Origin of the sequence: Microcoleus sp. POL10_C6 (assembly GCF_036701585.1) — a bacterium.
GTDB lineage: Bacteria > Cyanobacteriota > Cyanobacteriia > Cyanobacteriales > Microcoleaceae > Microcoleus.
Map to the genome: position 1 here is coordinate 59,642 of NZ_JAUBRB010000011.1, position 18,734 is coordinate 78,375.

Here is an 18,734-nt window from a genome sequence, read left to right on the forward strand (position 1 = left end):
GTAAGAATTATTGTGACTTTAGTAAACTCGATAAAACTAAATTTGCTCCGCAACCTGGTTTTTTTGAGCAAAATACTTCGTTGCCTCCCTTGACAATAGTTAAAATACCCAGTTTATTTGGTGTGTATTTTGGGGACATGGGGATAAAATTTATTAGGGTTAGTCCTGGAGAAGTCAACAGGGTTTTTTAACCTCCTTACTTCGTTAAAAGTGGCATCTTGCAGGATTTTCAATAAACTTTTTATGGGCGGATTCTCCTGCCCAACCCCTACTCCCCACAAGAAAATACAGTTGTTGTGGAACAGGCCGGAAAGCCTGTTGATGGCAGAAGCGCACTAGACGTGAGTTCAAACCCTCAATAAAACTTAAAAAAGCCGGTTGACTAGAGTTAGAGTGCGGGCAGGACTGATTATCAAGTTAAGATTTTGCCCGGACTCAGAAAAAAACACGGCAACACCTGGTAGCAAGCGGAGGTCAAAAAGCGATCGCATTCCCAGGCTGTTGCTGGAATTAAGACTGCACCTAAAAACTCCAGAGTTAATGATCGTAAACAGGATTGTCTTTAGGACTAATTAAATTTAGCAATTTTTGCTTAATCTGAGCATCAAATACTTCCCATTTCAGCCTTGCATAATCGCTCTTCTCATTCCCGCCGGAAAGAAATCCCACCGGAATTTCAAAACCTCCAGCTTGACTTCTGCCGCCCCCAAAAAAGCGTCCTTGAGCATCTTGACCGAAGGCTTCTTTAATAAATTCGTCGGGGTCGAGAGTAAGTTTATTAGTTCGCAGGGAGCCAATTACCACTTCAATTTCTTCGTCTTTGTCGTGAACAATTGCGTAGACAACTGCTGTGTGTACGTTCTCTTCTGTTACTAAAAAGTCCGCCGCTTGGGGAATAGAATCCCGATCGTCATAGCGGAGGTAGCCGATGCCGGCGATCGAAAAATTGTTCTGGACAGTGCGGTGTTTGAGCGATCGCTCGATCGCGTCCATCACCCACTTAGAACGAGACGACTGTAACACTGCATTCAGCAACTGCGGGTCGTAAAACCGGCTCAAATAAGCCGCAGCTAAAAAGTCCTCTTCCTGAGCTTGTCTGAGGGCGATCGTATCCGAGCGCAAACCGTGCATCAAAGCTGTAGCACACTTGATGTGCAGACTGACGCTGGCGTCGAGAGCTAACATTCCAGACTGTAAATACTCGGCAAAAATGGTGGCTGTAGCGCGGATTTGAGGGCGCAAATCGGTAAATTCTGCGTTCATTTCCCCCTGCAAATTGTGATGATCGATGACGGCGGCGATCGGAACTCCAGCCGCTAAAATATACTGGGTTAAGTTACAAGTCGTCCCTTGATTGTCAATGAAAGCGCAGCCCTGAAACACCGACAAATCCTTAGTCTTTACTGTTTCCAGCGTCCACCGCTGCAACGGCAACCCTGTCAATTTAACTAAGGCAATATTTTCTTGGTGGCTGAGGGCGCCGGCGTAGATAATCTCGCATTGGATATCGTATTGTTCGGCAATTAATTTGTAAGTCCAAGCGCTGGAAAGTGCGTCGGGATCGGGAAAATCTTGCAGCAAGATTAACTGGCGAGTGCCTTTGTGCCGATCGAACATTTGGCGCAATTGCTCGACTTTGCGATCGTGCAATTCCTCGCGGAGACGGCTGCGGTTTTCCTCGGAAACAACTTCGGCTTTGCTGCGCCGTTTCCCAGGCGCATTCACTTCGGCTACAACCTCGCTGCTGGGCTCAAGCTCAACTTTGCGGTTGCCGGATGTTTCATCGGAATTGTTAGGGGGATGGTCTTTCATCGTTAAAAATTAACACTTTAACTATTTCAGGATTTGCGCGACATTCTATCTTAAACCCGGTTTCTTTGTAGATGCTTTGTTGTCAAAGCCCATACTTCTTACTAGAAACCCGATTTAAGAGCGTAAATTCTCTCTTTAACTGTTTAACTTTTTAACTCATGCAGAGAGTGTGCGTTCCCAGGAACGAAGCAATCTCAGGACTCAGAACTTCCGCAAAAAACCCCCGCGCTTGCGCTGACAGGGGTTTTAAAGGCCTATTACATATTTTTGCCATTCTTTGTGCATACCGCTCTTAACGTGTTTAGTGACTTCAAAATAAAGACCGCTGTGAGGTTTCCTAGGCGGATAGCGCAGCGACATTCCCGCTTCTTTTGGCGTGCGGCTGCCTTTATTGACATTGCAGCGGACACAAGCGGTGACGAGGTTTTCCCAACTGTCGCCTCCTCCGCGCGATCGGGGAATGACATGATCGAGGGTTAAATCGTCGCCCGTATAACTACAGTATTGACAAGAGTGTGCGTCCCGGTGCAAGATGTTCCGGCGGGTCAGCGGAATATCCTTATAGGGAACTCGGACGTAATGCCGCAGTCGGATCACAGTTGGTAGCGGGAAGTTTGGCGCAATAAATTTCCCGTTGTGTTCTACCTGTTCTGCTTTTCCTTTCAGCAACAAAACTACCGCCCTTCGCCAATTGGTGATGTTAAGGGGTTCGTAGGAGGCGTTCAGCACCAGAACATTGCCCATTGTTGATTATTAAAGAGAATATTTTTTTCGATGTTAACACAGGTTCCCCTTTAGGTGGGACAACCTCAGAAAGAGCGAGGGGAGCGCAAAAAACGGTGCAAAACCACTCCTTTACCCTATACCTTTGCGCTTGCGCCCCCTGTGGCTGCACCTGTTTTCTGCCTTTGGTGTTTGTCAGCGAGCTTTTTTCCCTAAGTTTTGGCTTAGATGAGGCCAGTGTGTGCGATCGCAAAAATTTGCAGAATAAACTTTATTTTTTTCTCTAAATGCCTAATCTTCCCGGCAACAAACAGTTTAACTTTTTAGACTATTAGTAACCTTAAATGAAAAAGCTTATTACTGCTCATGAAATTTCGGCTCTTAAAGTCAGCTTTTAGCGCGTCAATTATTGCCCTTGTTGCTCCGATTTTAGCAAACAGTCCAGCCTTTGCTCAAACGCCTTCATTCTTCTGTGGCGCTGCTGGCGGTCGCCCAGCTACAATTGCTGTCCAACAAGGCAAAAATATTCCCGTTATTTTGTGGCTAGCTGATAACTATTTCAATGAATCAGGAGAAGACGCGATTACTCGGTGCACCAGAGTCTCAGGAATTCTCAACAACTCACAACCGCAAGGAACTTGGGAGAATATTGTCACAGCAGGTGCATCGCCCACCGGTCAACTAATTATTTGTGCAGCTAATCCTCAAGACGGTTCCTGTAGATTATTATATCAAGTACCCAAAGGCCAAAATCCAGAACAAGCTCGACAAGAACTCTTAAGAAGAGTCACAAATCCTAATGTAAGTGTTTCGCCTGTTAAGGTAAATTGATAGTCATTAGTAGGGACATGGCAATGCCCATAGGTGTCAACTTAAGGTACAACCAATAGTCCGGCAGGGGTTGAAACCCCTGCCTCAAAGCTAAAGTCCTCTAAAAGAGGACTAATGAGTTGAGATTCTTCTCTTCAGTCCTCTTTGAGAGGACTTTCGCTATTAGACAGGGGTTTCAACCCCTGGCGGACTTGATGGATGACTAACGGACTAATGGGCATTGCCGTGTCCTACTTGCAGAGAGTTGAAACTCTGGTAAAATACTTCGGTTGAGTGGCGAAAAAATTGCAGCTTTGCTTCAGCAATTCTTCTAAACCTTCAACCTGCCTCAACCATACAGTGCCGTTGCTTCCAGCTACAGCAATTTGTTTTCCGTCTCGACTCCAACTGACACTAACAACATTCTCCTCGAACTCAAATTGAGCAACCTGCCGCCCCGCTAAATTCCACAGCCGTACAGTCTTGTCAATTCCCACTGTAGCCAGCCGTTCTCCGTCGGGGCTAAAACTAATTGATTTCGCATCAAAATGCAAGGTTTGAAATTCCTTAACTAATTCTTTTTCTGACAGATTCCACAGCCCAACTTTGCCATTCAATGTTACTGTAGCAAAGCGATACTGGTGTTGAGCCGGAGTGAAACTGATCCCAATTGCCTGAACAGGCAGTGTTTTTTTTAGCTTGCCCGACAAATTCCAAAGTCGCACTGTAGATTTGCCATCTAAAGTCGTTATGAAATCGCCCTTTGGGCTAAAATTTACGCTTCTCACTAAGCCGTTGTGACCTGGGAGTTTCTGGCTAGGTGATACTAATTGTGGCAGTTTAGACAAATCCCAAATTGCAGCATAGCTGTCTATCCCTGCCGCGGCTAATAACTTTCCTTCGGGACTAAAACTGATGCTGGTAACAGAGCCTTGGATTCCTTTCAAAGTAGAAATATTTTTACCTGATAAATTCCATATTTTAACCGTGTTATCCCTTCCGGCTGTCGCTAAAAAATTACCGTTTGGGCTAAAATTTACCATATTAACTGACCGCTGTAAAGCTTTCCATTCAGCAATTTTTTTCCCGGAAAAGTTCCACATCCTAACTGTATCGTCTATTCCTGCGGTTGCTAAAATTTGCCTAGTTGGGCTAAAAGTGACGCTGGTAACTGCACCTTTATGAGCTTGCCACTGGATCTTTATTTGCGGACTTGATGAGGCTTTTACCTCCTGTGTTTCACTAATTTCATCGAGAATTATTTGTAAGGCTAACAGCGGTCTAGTTGCTGGGTATTGTTCTAGCTTAGGTTTGTTTTCAACCAATGTTTTTAATTTTTTACCGGAGGCGATCGCCCTCAGTAAAGCTTCTGATAAAGCTTCCGTGTTTTCGGTTTTTTGAGATACCGCTAACAATAAAGCATCGCTGCCATTTTGTTCGATTTCAATACTTGCTTGTGCTAATTTAAACCGCTGGTAAGCAAGAGTTGAAAAGCCGATCGCTGCCAGTAACGATGCTGCCAGTACCGCAGAACCGATGCCGATCCACTGTTTGGCTTTTTGTTTGGCAGAGTGAGCTTCACTCAAAGCTTTTTTGGCATCACAGACAGCTTTTTTAGTTTCTAGTGTAGCTGAACGCAGCAGTTGATTTTGGTCGCTCAAAATAACTTTCTGGCTGGCTGTCAAAAATTGAAAATCTTCGTTTCTCAAACTTTTCCCTGTCGCCCAAACTAATGCTGACTGCAAATCATCTCCTCGCAACAGTTGGGAATCATCTTCACAGCTAGAATTGAGCCAGAGTTTGATGGCTTCGGAGTAAGGCGAGAGTTTTTCTAATTTTTGTTCAATTAAGTCTTGGTTAAATACAGCTTGATAAATAGGATTAGAAATTGTTAATTTTTCCCTACGCTTAACGATTAATCCGCTTAATCGTAATTCCATTTGTTCGGCACTACCATCGGGGACAATTTCAGCTTGTTCTAAAATTTGCTGATACAATCCGAGTCTCCTGACAATCCGTTGGTTTTCTCTGAAAAGCCGATCGCGAATTGTGGACAAATGTTCGGGCACATCTTGAGTTTCCCAATTCTCCACGATTTTCAAGCGCACTACTTTCTCCACCCACTCTTGAGAAGTGTGAATTTTATCTTTCTCCCCCTCTTGGCAAGCGGTGGCAGCATCTTTCTCCCCCCCTTGGCAAGGGGGGGCTGGGGGGGGTAAATTCGGGATTAATTGTGGATTTTCCAGCAGAAGTTTGCACAGCTTTTGAGTCAAAAAAGGTTGCCCGCCCGTCCAATACAAAACCTCTCTCAAAACTTCATGAGGGCTATCTGTCAGGTCTGCCAACCCTGCTGCTAGCGGTTGAGCTTCTGTTTCGTCAAAACCAGTTAATTCGATCGCCTTGCCAATATTAAAAGGGGTATTGCTGCTGGCATTTTGCTCGCGGCACAAATCCGTCGGCGATGCTACACCTAAGAGGGCCCAAGTTAGGCGATCGAACTCTGAATTGTTGGCGCGCTTGTTGTAGCACGATCGGATTAAGGCTAAAAAATCGTCGGCGGGAAAATCTAGGGCGAGAATGCTGTCGATTTCGTCAATAAAAATGACAATATTGCTGGTAATGTTGGGTAAAAGTACGGTTTCGATGAATTCGCTCAATCTTTGAACCGGGGTTAAAAAATTGCGATCGCGCCACCAAGTACGCACGTTGACAATATCCGACAGGTTAAAGTTATTTTCGAGAATGCGTAGCAAACCAGCATACCACTGTTCGGGAGTAACGCCGCGGTTGCCAATTTCCGAAATGTCGATCGCAGCACAAGCAATTCCTTCATTTCTCAGCCGCTGAATTGTCCGCACCTGCAAGCTAGATTTGCCCATTTGCCTGGAATTCAAAACATAGCAAAATTCTCCGGCTTTCAATCCGTTATAAAGGTCGTCGTCGGCTTGCCGCTTCACATAATTCGGAGCGTTATTGGTGAGACTGCCGCCGACTTGATAGTAACTGGGCTTCGTGGTAGAATTCATATAAGTTATTCGGTTGAAACCGTTACTACAAAAACAAAATCCGCCTTCGCGGACTGAAGAAGTGAGGCGGTATTAAAGCATAATTATGTATGATTAATTGTAACACAATACAGTATGAAAACTGATTGGACGGGATATAACGACGACAAAGACAAGTTAAGAGCTGAAATTTGGTCTTTGCTGAAGCAGCAAGCCGCATCTATTGGCGATGCGTTCGGTCATATTCCCAACTTTGTCGGTGCACAGGTGGCTGCCGAAAGATTGGCAACTTTACCAATATGGCAACAAGCAAAAACGATTAAGTGCAATCCAGATTCGCCACAAATTCCGGTGCGGATGCAAGCTTTGCAAGATGGGAAACGCCTGTATATGGCAGTACCGCGATTGACAGACGATCGCTGTTTTGTTGAGTTGACTGCTGAGGATTTGCAGAGACAAAATATATCTATTGCCGAAAGTGCGATCGCCCGCAAAGCACTGAGTTGCGGAAAATTGGTAAGTTTTGCAGAAATGGAGCCGATTGATTTAGTAATAGTCGGCTGCGTAGCCGCGGGTCCCAACGGTGGAAGAACCGGGAAAGGTGCAGGATTTGCGGATTTGGAATTGGCTATGTTGAAGGAATTCGGGTTAGTACAAATCGATACGCCAATTGTAACAACAGTGCATCCTTTGCAAATAGTCGCAGATTCGCGTTTACCAATGCAAGCTCACGATTGGGCGCTGAATTGGATTGTTACTGCCCAGGAGGTAATTGAAACTAATACAACTTATCCGCGTCCAATTGGGTTAGACTGGGATAGTATACGGCCGGAACAGTTGGCACAAATTCCAATTTTGCGAAAGTTTAGAGAGCAATTAACCACTAACAAATAGCTTTCAATCAAAATTAAGGCAAAAGAGAATTCACAGCGATCGCCCCAATTTCTATCCCTTCAATAATCGGTATAACAGCCGATCGCCCGAAATCTAATCTTTGACTGTAATCTGGCTGCTCAACTTCAGCAATTGGTTGAGAGTACACCTCAACCTGTTCTTCCACAAGATTCACAATCCAATAAATGGAAATTCCAGCGCGGGCATAAATCCGTTTTTTGACAGTGCGATCGCGTTGAAGCGTCGTATCGGATACTTCAATAATCAGGGCAATATCTTCCGCACCCGGATGCCGATCGAGATACTGTCGCGTATCTCCTCGGACAACCACTAGATCAGGTTCAGGTTCGCTATTGGATAGCGTGATGGGTTCTTGAGAATCGACATACCAACCAGGGGGTAAAATATTCTCTAAAGCTGTTCTGACAAGACGAGTTGTTGCTCGATGCGGTGGATTTTTTGGCATTTTGAAAACCAGCCAACCTTCCAGCAATTCTACAGAGTCATCATCCGTGAGAATACCAGCTTGAATTATCGCATGATACTGCTCGATGCTCAAGCGGAAAATCAGATCGTTCGGAATTGCTGCAACACTTTCGACGGGCGACATAACTGTATAGCCGAGTTAATTGTTGTCTTATTTTAGTTTTTATTTAACGAACCGTGAAGACGCGTTACGCGAAGCGGCGCGTAAGCGCTAGGACGCGAAGTAAGAAAGAAAAAAAGGAAGAAGGTAACTTCATAATATATCTACTTTGTGGTGAACACGCGCCATGCAATGAAAGCTGTAAAAGCTAGATAACCAAATACGGCTATCCAATCTAGCCAATTATCGGAAGTTATCAAAAAAATATCGTTCATGGCTATCATTCACCTGATTATTACTTACCGCAGTTACTGACCAAATTTTACCCGATCGCGCTCAAGTGCGATCGAAAATATTGTCGATACAGTTCGCACCTCGGAATGCACTCGTTCCCCTGCAATCTCACCAACCCCAAACTGTCCAACTTAAAAGCCTGCATTGCCTTTAATTGCACCGGAGAGTCCGCAGCCACAATCTCTCTCATCCCCTGCGCCAACTCAGGATATTCTTCCAAATTCCACAACTGCCGGCGCAAATGGTCGCTGTAAATTCCCGCATCTGCGATCGCAGTTTCTTTTAATTCATCGAGTGTCAAATTCGATCGCGAAATGTGATATAATGCAACTCGCACTAAATACGGATGTCCGCCGACAATTGCCATTAATTCTTCAACTTCTGCATTAGACCAATTTAAGTTGTGGCGCGCTGATAAATCTTGTATTTGCTGAGAGTTGAATTCGGGCAAATCTACGGGCAGTCCGACGTTGAAAGGCGATTGATTGATGTTCATTGGGATGTAAACTTCGGTGGAGTGAACTACAATTAATCGCAGTTTTTTCCAGATGTCGCGCCGCTTGGATTCTTCGTGCCACGCCCGCAGCAGTCCTAAAAAGTCTTCGGCAATGTCGGGATATTGAAAAACGCGATCGATCTCGTCTAATCCTAAAATTAAAGGACTATCGATTTGTGGTAAAATGTATTTTTCAAAGTAATCTTTGCAGTTGACTTTGCTGCCAAATATCTCGTCCCAATAATCATCTAATTGATTGGGTAAGTGCAACTCGCGGCCGACGTAAGCGCAAAACCACTTTAAGAATTTATCTAAGTTGGCGAATACGGCTTTATCTACTAACTGAAAAGTTAGTGGCACTGTGCAATACCCTTGACGGGCTCCGTGATGCAAAATTCTTGCCATCAAGGAAGTTTTGCCCATTTGTCTTGGTGCTTTGATTCTAATTAAGGCGCTGGGCTGCACAATAGTTTGATAACAGCGTTCTTCGATGGGCGGGCGTTCTACATAAAATTGAGAAGCGACATCCACTTGTCCTCCCGGTAATTCCGGTTCAGCGGCGGGTAGAGGTATTTCGTCGCTGCTAATTTCTAATAGCTGTTTTTGTGTTAAACTTTCCGTTTCTTCGGTAACTGGTGCGGGTTCTTCTGCTAGTAAATTCAGGACTTCTTCGATAATAATTGGAGTGTCGGCGGTGGTTTTCCATTCCCTCTGTTTGATGCGGTACAGATAGCCCCGCAAGTCGTGATTTAGAGGCGCATTCAGCGGAAAACCGACGCGGATGGGGAGAATTATTGGTTTCTTGTCAGGGCGGGAGTCTTGCAGTTCTTTTGCTTGCTGAACTTGATATGTTAGCAGTTCGCTTTGATTTCCCGTTGGTGGCAACAGTAGCAGCAAATAATCGCATTCTTGGAGGAATGAATTAATGCGATCGAACCAATTATCTCCTAATCTAATGTTATTTTCTGCTGTAAAAACTGTATGCCCGATCGCGCTTAAAGCCATTTCCAACTGTTTTCCTAACTCGCGATCGGGTTCGGCGCTGCGATAACTGACAAATACTTTAACAATTCTGTTGCTGGCTGTATCTTCCCCTGCCGGCGAATTGTCCAGCTCGTCTAAATTTGTCGGTTCCTCAAGTTTAGCCGATCGATGGTCGCTAGCAGCCAGAGTCATCTCAAAAGCCGCGAACAACTGGCGAATTTTACTCAAATCCGCACCTTCTCTACCCTGCTTAATTTTGCTGACTGTATCCGCACCGACGCCAGATTCAGCCTCGATTTCAGTCAGAGTACCTCTAATGTTATATCGGTCAGACCATTCTTGGAGCGCCTCGTTAAGTTTCTTTAAGCCAGAGGCAGTGAGAATGCGACCGCGATCGCGTGTTGACTTGAGCACTTCGCTTGCAGTGAAAGGGGAACGAATCTAGAAATTTTAACCCCTTAAGTTCCTATTTTGGGCGATTTTAAGGAAGATAATCAGCCAGCCGGAATTTAAGGAATTTTACTTGGGGAGGTTTTTTTGGCGCTCGACTCCTCAAACTCTGTCCTGATAACGGCTTCAACAGTTGAATATATTTGATGAGAAAAAGTTTTTCTTAACTCCCCAATCTCCGCCGCTACTCACCACTTAACTTTTTAGAGTAGATACACCAAGCAAAAAAGGAGCAGCCAAATGAGCAAAATCTTACACAGACTGGCAATGGCCGCTTTGGGAACCGCCGCCATTTTCACAATTAATACACTTAATAATTTAACAGAAGCATCAGCCGCTGGTAAATTTGACGAACCAGAAATTTATCAAAACACAGTTTTTCCACTTGGTATACCGGGCCAGTTGCATAAATAGGCAAATTCATTCATTTAATTAAGGAGAAATTATGAAGTCTACACTGTGTTCGCCGCAACCTATAGCTACCAAATTTGACTCCGTTGATGCTGAGGCGATCGATGCCTGCACTGCAATTGCATGGATGGAATTGGTAGCATTAGATGCCAGCGCTCTCACGGGGGATGATTGGCTGGCTTTGTGCGATGATATAGATAGCGGGGAAATCTACCGCTGCTGGTTTTTGTGGCGAGATCGCGAAGTTAGCGGTAATTGGGAAGCTTACGATCCTTTGAGCGATCGCCGATTTGTTGCGAAAGGAAAAGTTTTTCTCAAAGCTGCGATCGACTCACTCGAAGATGCTAGAAATCGGGAAGTCGCCTAACTTGAATTCATCTCATGTGAATAAAATTTGTGCCTACAAAACAAGAATTCTGCCCAGAGAATTCGCGACAGTACAAACTTTCGTCCGCCTGCGCGAGACAAGAAGAAAAAGGGGTAATAGAACCGGATCTGATATCAGTCCCGGAAACGCAATACTCTCAAAGCAAATAAAAAACTTACGGCTGCGGGCAAGATTTGACTGTATGATGCTATGTGCTTCGTCTCGAAAGCGGTTGATCAGGTTTTTTCAGCCGCTTTCTCGTTGCAGCCGTAAACTCTTTCTCTTCAAACATGACTCTAAAACTGCGATGGCTGTTGCCGGCCGCCCTTAGTCTTTTCTCGATCGCCCTGCCCGCAAAAGCTGATACACTAACATCTTGGCACTTCGATCCCAAGGAAAACCAACTCAATTTAACCACAGATTCAGGAGTGCAGCCGGAAGTTAAACTCATTGCTAATCCCACCCGCTTAGTAATTGATTTGCCGGGAATAGTCTTGGAGTATCCCGAAAGTCCTCAAAGCTACAATTCAGCTATTCAACAGATTAGAGTCGGGCAGTTTGACACGGAAACTACCAGGTTAGTGATACAATTAACTCCCGGTTATAAGTTAGACCCGCAAAAAGTCCGAGTCATTAGAGAATCTGCCACGCGCTGGTCGTTTCAGTTGCCAAATCCAGAGCAAATAGCGGGGAACGAGTCTTTTATACCAACAGCTATTACCCGGATAGAACAAACAACAGCTCAAGTTACGCCCTCTGTTTCGCCGGGAAATCAGAGAAACTATTCGGCTGATTTGGGGCTGTCAACAGGCTCGGAAATGACAGCCATCAAGCCTCAAATCGAAAGTGCGATCGAACAGTATAGATCCCTGAGCGCCGGAATGTTTTTTCTGGATTTAGATACAGGAAACTATTTGGATATCAAAGGCGATCGAGTATTTCCGGCCGCGAGTACCATCAAATTACCTATTCTGATAGCCTTTTATCAAGATGTAGACGCAGGCAAAGTTAGCCTAGACGAAACATTAGTTATGAAGTCCGACTTAGTAGCCAGCGGTTCTGGAACTATGCAAGACGAACCAAATGGCACTCGGTTTAGCATCAGAGAAACCGTAGATAAAATGATTACCATCAGCGACAATACAGCCACCAACATGATTATTGAACGTTTGGGGGGAATTGCTAAACTCAACGAGCGTTTTCGCAGTTGGGGATTAACGGACACCAGAATTCGCAATTGGCTGGGCGATTTTCAAGGAACAAATACCACAAGTTCTGTGGATATGGTAAAGTTGCTGGCGATGCTATCTCGCGATAAATTAGTTTCTGAATCGAGTCGGGAACAAGCATTAGAATTACTGCGGCACACAACAACTAGAACCCTGTTGCCTTCAGGCTTGGGGCCGGGAGCAGTAATAGCCGACAAAACCGGAGATATCGGCTTTGTGGTTGGCGATGCCGGAATTATTGATATGCCCAACGGTAAGCGTTATTTAGCGGCAATATTTGTCAAACGTCCTTACAATGACCCGATTGTGAGAGATTTTGTGCGTCGGATTTCGCGGATTGTTTACAATTATTTAGACCAACCTGCGGCGAAACTACCGGATAATTTGCGTTGAGCAGACAAGTCGGCGATTGAAATCGCTACTAAACAAACAAAGTCCGCCTTCGCGGACTTGAAGAGAAGATTTTTAATGAGTAATGACTATTCTTGGCGCTCGATGGCTACAGTCAAATGAGCCACAACTGCTCCCACTGTAGCAAGTACAGCAGCAATTGGAAAGACGACTGATCCTGCAACGCCGCCTACCAATCCCGCCATCAGCGGAAAGTCTGCCAAAGTCCGCCCTTGCGAGTTTTTGATGACGAGGCGGCGGAGTTTTCCTTGCTGTATTAGTTCTTTTACTTTACCAATTAGGCTGTCGCCGCTAATCTTAAATTCTTCCACTCTGACTTTTTCCTCTGTTGCAAATTCTGAAGCGTATAAAGGAGTTTCAACTGTTGGGTTGGCTGAATTTCCTGCCGCTGCTGTTTCGTCTTGTAGAATTGTTACTTGTTGTTCTTTTTGTAAGTTCATTTTGTGTAAGGGCGGGTGAAAACCAGCCGTTTAATTTCTATACTCTTATCTTCGGCGATCGCACTTGGGAATGACAGGCAAGGAAACCCTACAATCTGCATTCGTACTTTCCACCCCTGCCTTTTTACTCAAAACTTTATTTTTGTCTGGTTAGATCGGGGCGGGCTTATGTATTCCTGAAGATAGAGAAGATATTGTTGAAACAACCCGTCTCTAGATATAAGTAAGGTGCGTCCTGCTAGCCCTGTCAAAGTGGCTGCTGTGTGTTGGATTTTTAAGTTGGACACCAAGCGAACTAAAGTCAGGGAAAATTATTAAAATTAAAATTTTATATTTCTACAATGACTTCAAAAGTGATTGCTATCTAGGCACAATCGACCTATGTCTTGCAATGCCAGTTCCCAAAAGCATCCCAGAGATAGCATCGCATTGGCAAAGCACAATAAAATCAGAAACGCCAACCGAGTACATCAACGAACATCTGAATCAAGATATTAAGCTTGCAGATTTAGCTCAATTGCTGGGCATGAGTCAATTTCATTTCAGTCATCTGTTGAAGCAGTTTATAGGCACATCTCCCTAAGAATATTCGATCGCGCAACGGGTAAAACGGGAGAAGCAGTTGTTGAAATAAAAAGAGCGATTGATTAAGGAAGCGCGATCGCGGCTATTTGACATAGATAGTTTGAGCAGTAGAGAGAATTTCTTGACGGCGAATCGGGTTGAAACTGCGATCAATCGCCCGTTTACTAATTATAGCCTTTTTCAGGTAGCTGAGGTACAGAAAAATCCTAGAAACTAATTACCGTGCTATTGAACTTGTAGATCTTTCAATTTTATTTTGAGGAGCCGATCTTTGATGTTTTGGAGTGATACACCTTTCTCAGTATAGACTTGTAGGGCTTTGACCTGTAAAGATTCCTCTGTGCTACCACTGGCAGAATTTCGGACTCGCCCAAGTGCTATTGAAGCATCCTGAAACAACTTAACGACTTCTTGATGAGAAATATAATAAATTTCCTCAATATGAGGAATTGACAATTTGTGTATACCAGTGCGTGGAGAAATCACCACAGTGAAGCACGGTACAAATGAAGGAATTAGCTGATCCGATCTCACTCGCTCTTCATGCCTGCGTGCTTGGGTAACTGTATCTAGAGAAATTCCACCATCAGCGCTTTCGTTAGTTTTTGCCTCAAACACCAACGCACACCAGCTACCAAAAATCCATAGTCCATCCGGAGCACCGTCATCTGTCCATTGATGAGTATTAGCACCAAGCATTTGTCCAAGTAAATATAAACCTCTCTCGAAGATTTTAGCCTCCTTATTTTCGATACTTTGTTCAACCTTAGATACTTCTTTTGCGTAGTTGCTACCTACAATCTTCCACTTTTCAAGCAACCTGAATATGATTGAGAACCACTCTTGTGTGGGCAAGTTTTTATAATTATTGTCAACAGCCTTTCCAGAAAGCTGAGAACGTATTTTGTCAAGCCAAGTAATATTTTGTGAAGTAGCTGAAGCTTTTTCTAAATTTGAAATAGCTACAAATTTAAAGGTCTCAATATTAGAATGATTCCAAGCTAAGAAAGCAGAGGTTGCACTTTGATGATACCAGAAGGCTCGATAGGGTTTAAGGTCTTCTCCGCCTTCTAAAGCTTCTAACACCTTAGTAGCCAAGTTGAGAGCATCTTCATGTTGTCCCTTCCATGAAGCATACACATAATCAACTTCATAAGGCATCGATTTCTTAAGCGCTTCTGCTGTAGAGTCTGAAATTTTTGAAAAAGAATCACGCCGCTTACGTATATCTTGTTCTGCTTGCTGCCAATCTGGTAAACGTTTCAAAAGCGTTTCCGCAAGTTCCACAAAATCTGCTGTTTCATGGTCTGTAGAATTGTCTAGCCCGAACGCAATTTCGGCTTGAAGTTCAGGATGTATACCTTGAGTAAAAGAAGTAGTACAGCATCGCTGTGTCAACTTGTCTCCAAGAACTACGACTACTGAGTAATCACTCTCATCGCGAGTACACCTACCTAGTGCTTGAGTGATTCTAGTGCGAATACGGTTATGTAGCTGAGAAGAAGCGCCAAGACCTGTTCGCATATACATTTCTTGTAGCCCTGAAGCTGATGGCTCTCCATCCAGGATCATGAATCTGCAATCATCGCCTGGTAAATCAATTCCATCATAACGAGTAGCCAAAAGTAATACAGATGGTTTTGATTCTTTAGTAAATGCCTCCAAATTTTGTTCGATTTGAGCTGACTTAATAAGTGTGTGTGATTGTGGTAACTTTTCCTCCCATCCCTCAAGTGTTTTGTTGTCCGGGACAAGGACAAGAGCGCGGTCAATCTCTTTGAGCATCGCAATTGCCGTATCCATTGGTTGTTGATTATCTGATAGACCTGGAAATAGAATTAGTCGTCTTCCTGTACTTCTTCTATTCCATTCTTCTGGTATTGGTAATCGAGCAATTTTTTTAACTCCGAATACTCTTTCTATATCTCCATCTTCTCCTAGCGTAGCTGACATATAGATACGTTGTTTTGCGTCTGAAAATGGAGGATGAGTTTGAGTAGGTGGAATTAGAGGACGAACCTCAATCTTTCTGGGAGATATGTAAAGTGAGCAAGCTTCGAGATGAGACGATAATAGGCCCCAGGAATGCCTTAGATCGTCATATTCCGATACAAAGCTTCCCATTATCTTAGTAATTTGATTTATATATTTATGAGAAGCAATCAGAGAAATTAAATCTACTGAATATTCGTCAAACCGACTACTTCCACCTCTTTCAATTTTGTCATTCATGTAGTCAGGAATAACTGACTCAAGTGTTCTATATATAGACATATACAAGTCCTTATGCTTAGTCCGATCAATAGAAAGTGTCCAGAGATCGGCAATGTAGTTATCTGCGGCGTGTGCGTCATCACAAATAATTACTTCAGGATTATTAATACGGGGATTAGTATTAAATACTCCACTATATGTAGTTAAAGCAATTGCCTTACCTTGCTGATATTCATAAAATAATGCTGGATTGTATCCGCTTTGAGAGCCAACGAGTAAAGCAGTTTTTATGCCATAGCGACGAGCCTGTTCATTAACCTGAAAGCAAAGTTGTTTCGTTGGACATAAAAATACGATGCGCTCTTTAAAGGCTCGCCGACGATACTCGGCAATTAGAAGACCAACTAAAGTTTTACCTGTGCCTGTAGGTAACTCAATAGCTAAGTCTTTATTCTGAAGATGTTTCTGATAGTATACTTCTAGAACTTTATCTTGGTGAGAATATAAATACTTTATCGATGGGTCACGTTCAAGATCCCGAAACATGAGAACAATAGACTCCGGTTTAGGGGCTTCAGATGTTGATGTGCGGAACTTAACCATTTAATTCCCTGTATTTAGTAATTTACATACATTTTACCGCAGACAAGGAACGACAGACCATATCGATGCAGCCGGACTCGATCGAACTTGCGTTAAACTAAGTCAGGTAAATGACTTTCTATACAGATGACTATTTTTACTCTGCGATCGATCAAAAAAGACTTCGGCATCAAGGAACTCTTGACAGATGCCAGCTTCAGCCTGGATGAAGGCGATAAAGTCGGACTCATCGGCACCAACGGTTCCGGCAAATCAACCCTGCTGAAAATGATTGCGGGTTTGGAGTCGATCGACTCTGGCGATCGCTGGGTCAATCCAGGGTCTACAATTGTCTATCTCCCCCAGCAGCCGGATTTAGACGAAAATCACACTGTCTTAGAGCAAGTATTTGCCGACAGTGGCGAACAAATGGCTTTGGTGCGCGAATACGAGGAAATTTCCGCTCAACTCTCCCACGGCAAAGGCGATACAGACAAGTTGATGGCGCGTCTGTCTGCGGTATCTGAACGCATTGATGAGGTGGATGCGTGGGACTTGGAAACGAAAGCGAAATTGATTTTGACCAAGTTGGGGATTGAGGATTTTGATGCGAAAATTGCCGATTTGTCCGGCGGCTACCGCAAGCGAATTGCCTTAGCAACGGCTTTGTTGTCCGAGCCCGATGTGTTGCTGATGGATGAACCGACAAACCACTTGGATGCGCTATCTGTGGAGTGGTTGCAGAATTATTTGAATGGCTATCGCGGTGCTTTGCTGTTGATTACGCACGATCGCTATTTTCTCGATCGCGTTACCAATCGCATCCTAGAGATCGATCGCGGCGACCTTTACAATTATGCTGGCAATTACGCTTATTACTTGGAGAAAAAAGCCCTAGCTGAAGAATCCGCCGCCAGCACTGTTCGCAAACACGCGGGTGTATTGCGGCGCGAATTGGAATGGCTCAAACGCGGGCCGAAAGCGCGGAGTACCAAGCAAAAAGCTCGGATCGATCGCATTAAAGATATGCGAGCCCAGGAGTTTAAAACAGCCAACGGCAAAGTCGAAATTGCCACAGCGGGCCGCAGAATTGGTAAGAAGGTGATTGAGTTATTGAATATCTGTAAAGCTTACGGCGATCGCACTTTAATTAAAGATTTTACCTACAATTTCACACCCGAAGACCGGATTGGAATTATTGGTAGCAACGGTGCGGGAAAATCGACGCTGATGGATATTATCACCGGACGCATTCAGCCGGATTCGGGTACAGTCGAAATTGGCACAACCATTCATATCGGTTATTTTGACCAGCATTCAGAGGATTTGACGCCCAACGAAGACCAGCGAGTTATTGAATACTTGAAAAGTGTGGCCGAGTTGGTGCAAACGGCGGATGGGGAAATCATTACCGCTTCTCAAATGTTGGAAAAGTTTCTGTTTCCACCGAACCAACAGTATGCACCGATTAACAAACTTTCTGGCGGGGAGAAGCGCCGGTTATTTCTGTTGAAAGTGCTGATGAGTGCGCCGAACGTGCTGATTTTGGACGAACCGACAAACGACCTAGACGTGCAGACTTTGGCGGTTTTGGAGGATTATCTCGAAGATTTTAACGGCTGCGTGATTGTGGTGTCCCACGATCGCTATTTTCTCGATCGCACGATCGACATGGTTTTCGCCTTGGAACCGGGCGGTAATTTGCGTTTGTATCCCGGCAATTATTCGGTGTATTTAGACTACAAGAAAGCCGAAGAAGCCAAGGAAATCAAAGGGCAAAAGGACAAAGAAAAACTTACACGCACCGTTGAAGCTAACAATTCAAAATCCCAAACTTCCACTCAAAAAACTACTAAAGCTTCCTTCAATGAGAAGCGGGAATACGAACAATTAGAAAGTCAAATTCCGCAGATGGAAGCTGAGAAACAAGAGATTGAAAAGAGGTTGTCTAACAATGCTCCCAGCGGGTTTGCAGAGGTGAAGAAGTTATCGGATCGTTTGGCTCAGTTGACGCAGCAGATCGATCGGGCGACTGAGCGCTGGTTGGAATTGGCCGAACGGGTGGGTTAATTTAGGTTGTCCGAGTGTTGTGTTTAGCTCCTGCTCACAAGGACAGGAGCTAGATGAATTATGACTGAAAAAAATTCATGTTGAAACGAATATATTGACAAACTTAAAAATTTTTTATATTACAAATAGTATTGTAATATATTAGGAAAAATGCTTATTTAACCGACGATTGGGCAACCTTTGACAATTTATTACCTAAGTGTGATGAAGCTATGGTAGTATTAAAGTTATAAAATCGGTTGCTTGTTACTACAGTAAAGCAAACTGACCAACAAACTTAAGACCGATAAAAGTCTGAAATCCTTGTCAAAGCTGCAAGGCGATCGGAAACAGCGACAAAAAACCCGTTTTTTTTGCGATCGCCCCAAGTA

Annotated in this window: 14 protein-coding genes; 7 read left to right on the forward strand and 7 right to left on the reverse strand. The window is 44.1% G+C overall.

Annotated features, from left to right (window positions below):
- Positions 1 to 537: 537 nt before the first annotated feature.
- Both QUA34_RS08690 and QUA34_RS08695 read right to left on the reverse strand, forming a co-directional pair.
- Positions 538 to 1,812: a bifunctional oligoribonuclease/PAP phosphatase NrnA gene (locus QUA34_RS08690; protein WP_333385703.1), complete on the reverse strand. Its 1,275-nt coding sequence runs from the start codon at positions 1,810 to 1,812 to the stop codon at positions 538 to 540.
- A 246-nt stretch (positions 1,813 to 2,058) separates the two neighbouring features.
- Positions 2,059 to 2,556, reverse strand: coding sequence for an HNH endonuclease (locus tag QUA34_RS08695; protein ID WP_006633674.1), 498 nt, complete (start codon positions 2,554 to 2,556; stop codon positions 2,059 to 2,061).
- Between the two features lie 345 nt (positions 2,557 to 2,901).
- Here QUA34_RS08695 and QUA34_RS08700 point away from each other — a divergent pair, with 345 nt between their 5' ends.
- The gene (locus QUA34_RS08700) at positions 2,902 to 3,366 is read left to right on the forward strand and encodes a COP23 domain-containing protein (RefSeq protein WP_333213399.1); all 465 of its coding nucleotides are present in this window, start codon (positions 2,902 to 2,904) and stop codon (positions 3,364 to 3,366) included.
- Between the two features lie 230 nt (positions 3,367 to 3,596).
- Here the strand turns inward: QUA34_RS08700 and QUA34_RS08705 are convergent, their stop codons facing one another.
- The gene (locus QUA34_RS08705; protein ID WP_333385708.1) at positions 3,597 to 6,371 is read right to left on the reverse strand and encodes an AAA-like domain-containing protein; all 2,775 of its coding nucleotides are present in this window, start codon (positions 6,369 to 6,371) and stop codon (positions 3,597 to 3,599) included.
- Positions 6,372 to 6,485: 114 nt separating this feature from the next.
- On the opposite strand from QUA34_RS08705, the gene QUA34_RS08710 reads away from it, so the two are divergent.
- A complete protein-coding gene (locus QUA34_RS08710) occupies positions 6,486 to 7,244 on the forward strand; it encodes a 5-formyltetrahydrofolate cyclo-ligase (protein ID WP_333329459.1) in 759 nt (252 codons plus the stop codon).
- 13 nt (positions 7,245 to 7,257) lie between these two features.
- Here the strand turns inward: QUA34_RS08710 and QUA34_RS08715 are convergent, their stop codons facing one another.
- Positions 7,258 to 7,854: a Uma2 family endonuclease gene (locus QUA34_RS08715; RefSeq protein ID WP_333329456.1), complete on the reverse strand. Its 597-nt coding sequence runs from the start codon at positions 7,852 to 7,854 to the stop codon at positions 7,258 to 7,260.
- Between the two features lie 298 nt (positions 7,855 to 8,152).
- Positions 8,153 to 10,018, reverse strand: coding sequence for an AAA-like domain-containing protein (locus QUA34_RS08720; protein ID WP_333385713.1), 1,866 nt, complete (start codon positions 10,016 to 10,018; stop codon positions 8,153 to 8,155).
- A gap of 276 nt (positions 10,019 to 10,294) precedes the next feature.
- On the opposite strand from QUA34_RS08720, the gene QUA34_RS08725 reads away from it, so the two are divergent.
- From QUA34_RS08725 to QUA34_RS08735, 3 genes are all read left to right on the forward strand, one after another.
- A complete protein-coding gene (locus tag QUA34_RS08725) occupies positions 10,295 to 10,468 on the forward strand; it encodes a hypothetical protein (protein ID WP_333329449.1) in 174 nt (57 codons plus the stop codon).
- Positions 10,469 to 10,499: 31 nt separating this feature from the next.
- Positions 10,500 to 10,832 carry a hypothetical protein gene (locus QUA34_RS08730; protein ID WP_333329446.1) on the forward strand — a complete coding sequence of 111 codons (333 nt, stop codon included), beginning with the start codon at positions 10,500 to 10,502 and terminating at the stop codon, positions 10,830 to 10,832.
- A gap of 290 nt (positions 10,833 to 11,122) precedes the next feature.
- Positions 11,123 to 12,454 carry a serine hydrolase gene (locus QUA34_RS08735; RefSeq protein WP_333385716.1) on the forward strand — a complete coding sequence of 444 codons (1,332 nt, stop codon included), beginning with the start codon at positions 11,123 to 11,125 and terminating at the stop codon, positions 12,452 to 12,454.
- Positions 12,455 to 12,540: 86 nt separating this feature from the next.
- Here QUA34_RS08735 and QUA34_RS08740 read toward each other — a convergent pair whose 3' ends face one another.
- A complete protein-coding gene (locus QUA34_RS08740) occupies positions 12,541 to 12,912 on the reverse strand; it encodes a DUF4342 domain-containing protein (RefSeq protein WP_333385719.1) in 372 nt (123 codons plus the stop codon).
- A 391-nt stretch (positions 12,913 to 13,303) separates the two neighbouring features.
- On the opposite strand from QUA34_RS08740, the gene QUA34_RS08745 reads away from it, so the two are divergent.
- Positions 13,304 to 13,495 (forward strand): AraC family transcriptional regulator, encoded by a 192-nt coding sequence (locus QUA34_RS08745; protein ID WP_333385722.1) that lies wholly within the window; start codon positions 13,304 to 13,306, stop codon positions 13,493 to 13,495.
- A 227-nt stretch (positions 13,496 to 13,722) separates the two neighbouring features.
- Here the strand turns inward: QUA34_RS08745 and QUA34_RS08750 are convergent, their stop codons facing one another.
- Positions 13,723 to 16,314 carry a DEAD/DEAH box helicase family protein gene (locus QUA34_RS08750; RefSeq protein ID WP_333385725.1) on the reverse strand — a complete coding sequence of 864 codons (2,592 nt, stop codon included), beginning with the start codon at positions 16,312 to 16,314 and terminating at the stop codon, positions 13,723 to 13,725.
- 126 nt (positions 16,315 to 16,440) lie between these two features.
- Between QUA34_RS08750 and QUA34_RS08755 the strand changes: the two genes are divergently transcribed.
- Positions 16,441 to 18,363 carry an ATP-binding cassette domain-containing protein gene (locus QUA34_RS08755; protein ID WP_333385728.1) on the forward strand — a complete coding sequence of 641 codons (1,923 nt, stop codon included), beginning with the start codon at positions 16,441 to 16,443 and terminating at the stop codon, positions 18,361 to 18,363.
- The last annotated feature ends 371 nt before the right edge of the window (positions 18,364 to 18,734 follow it).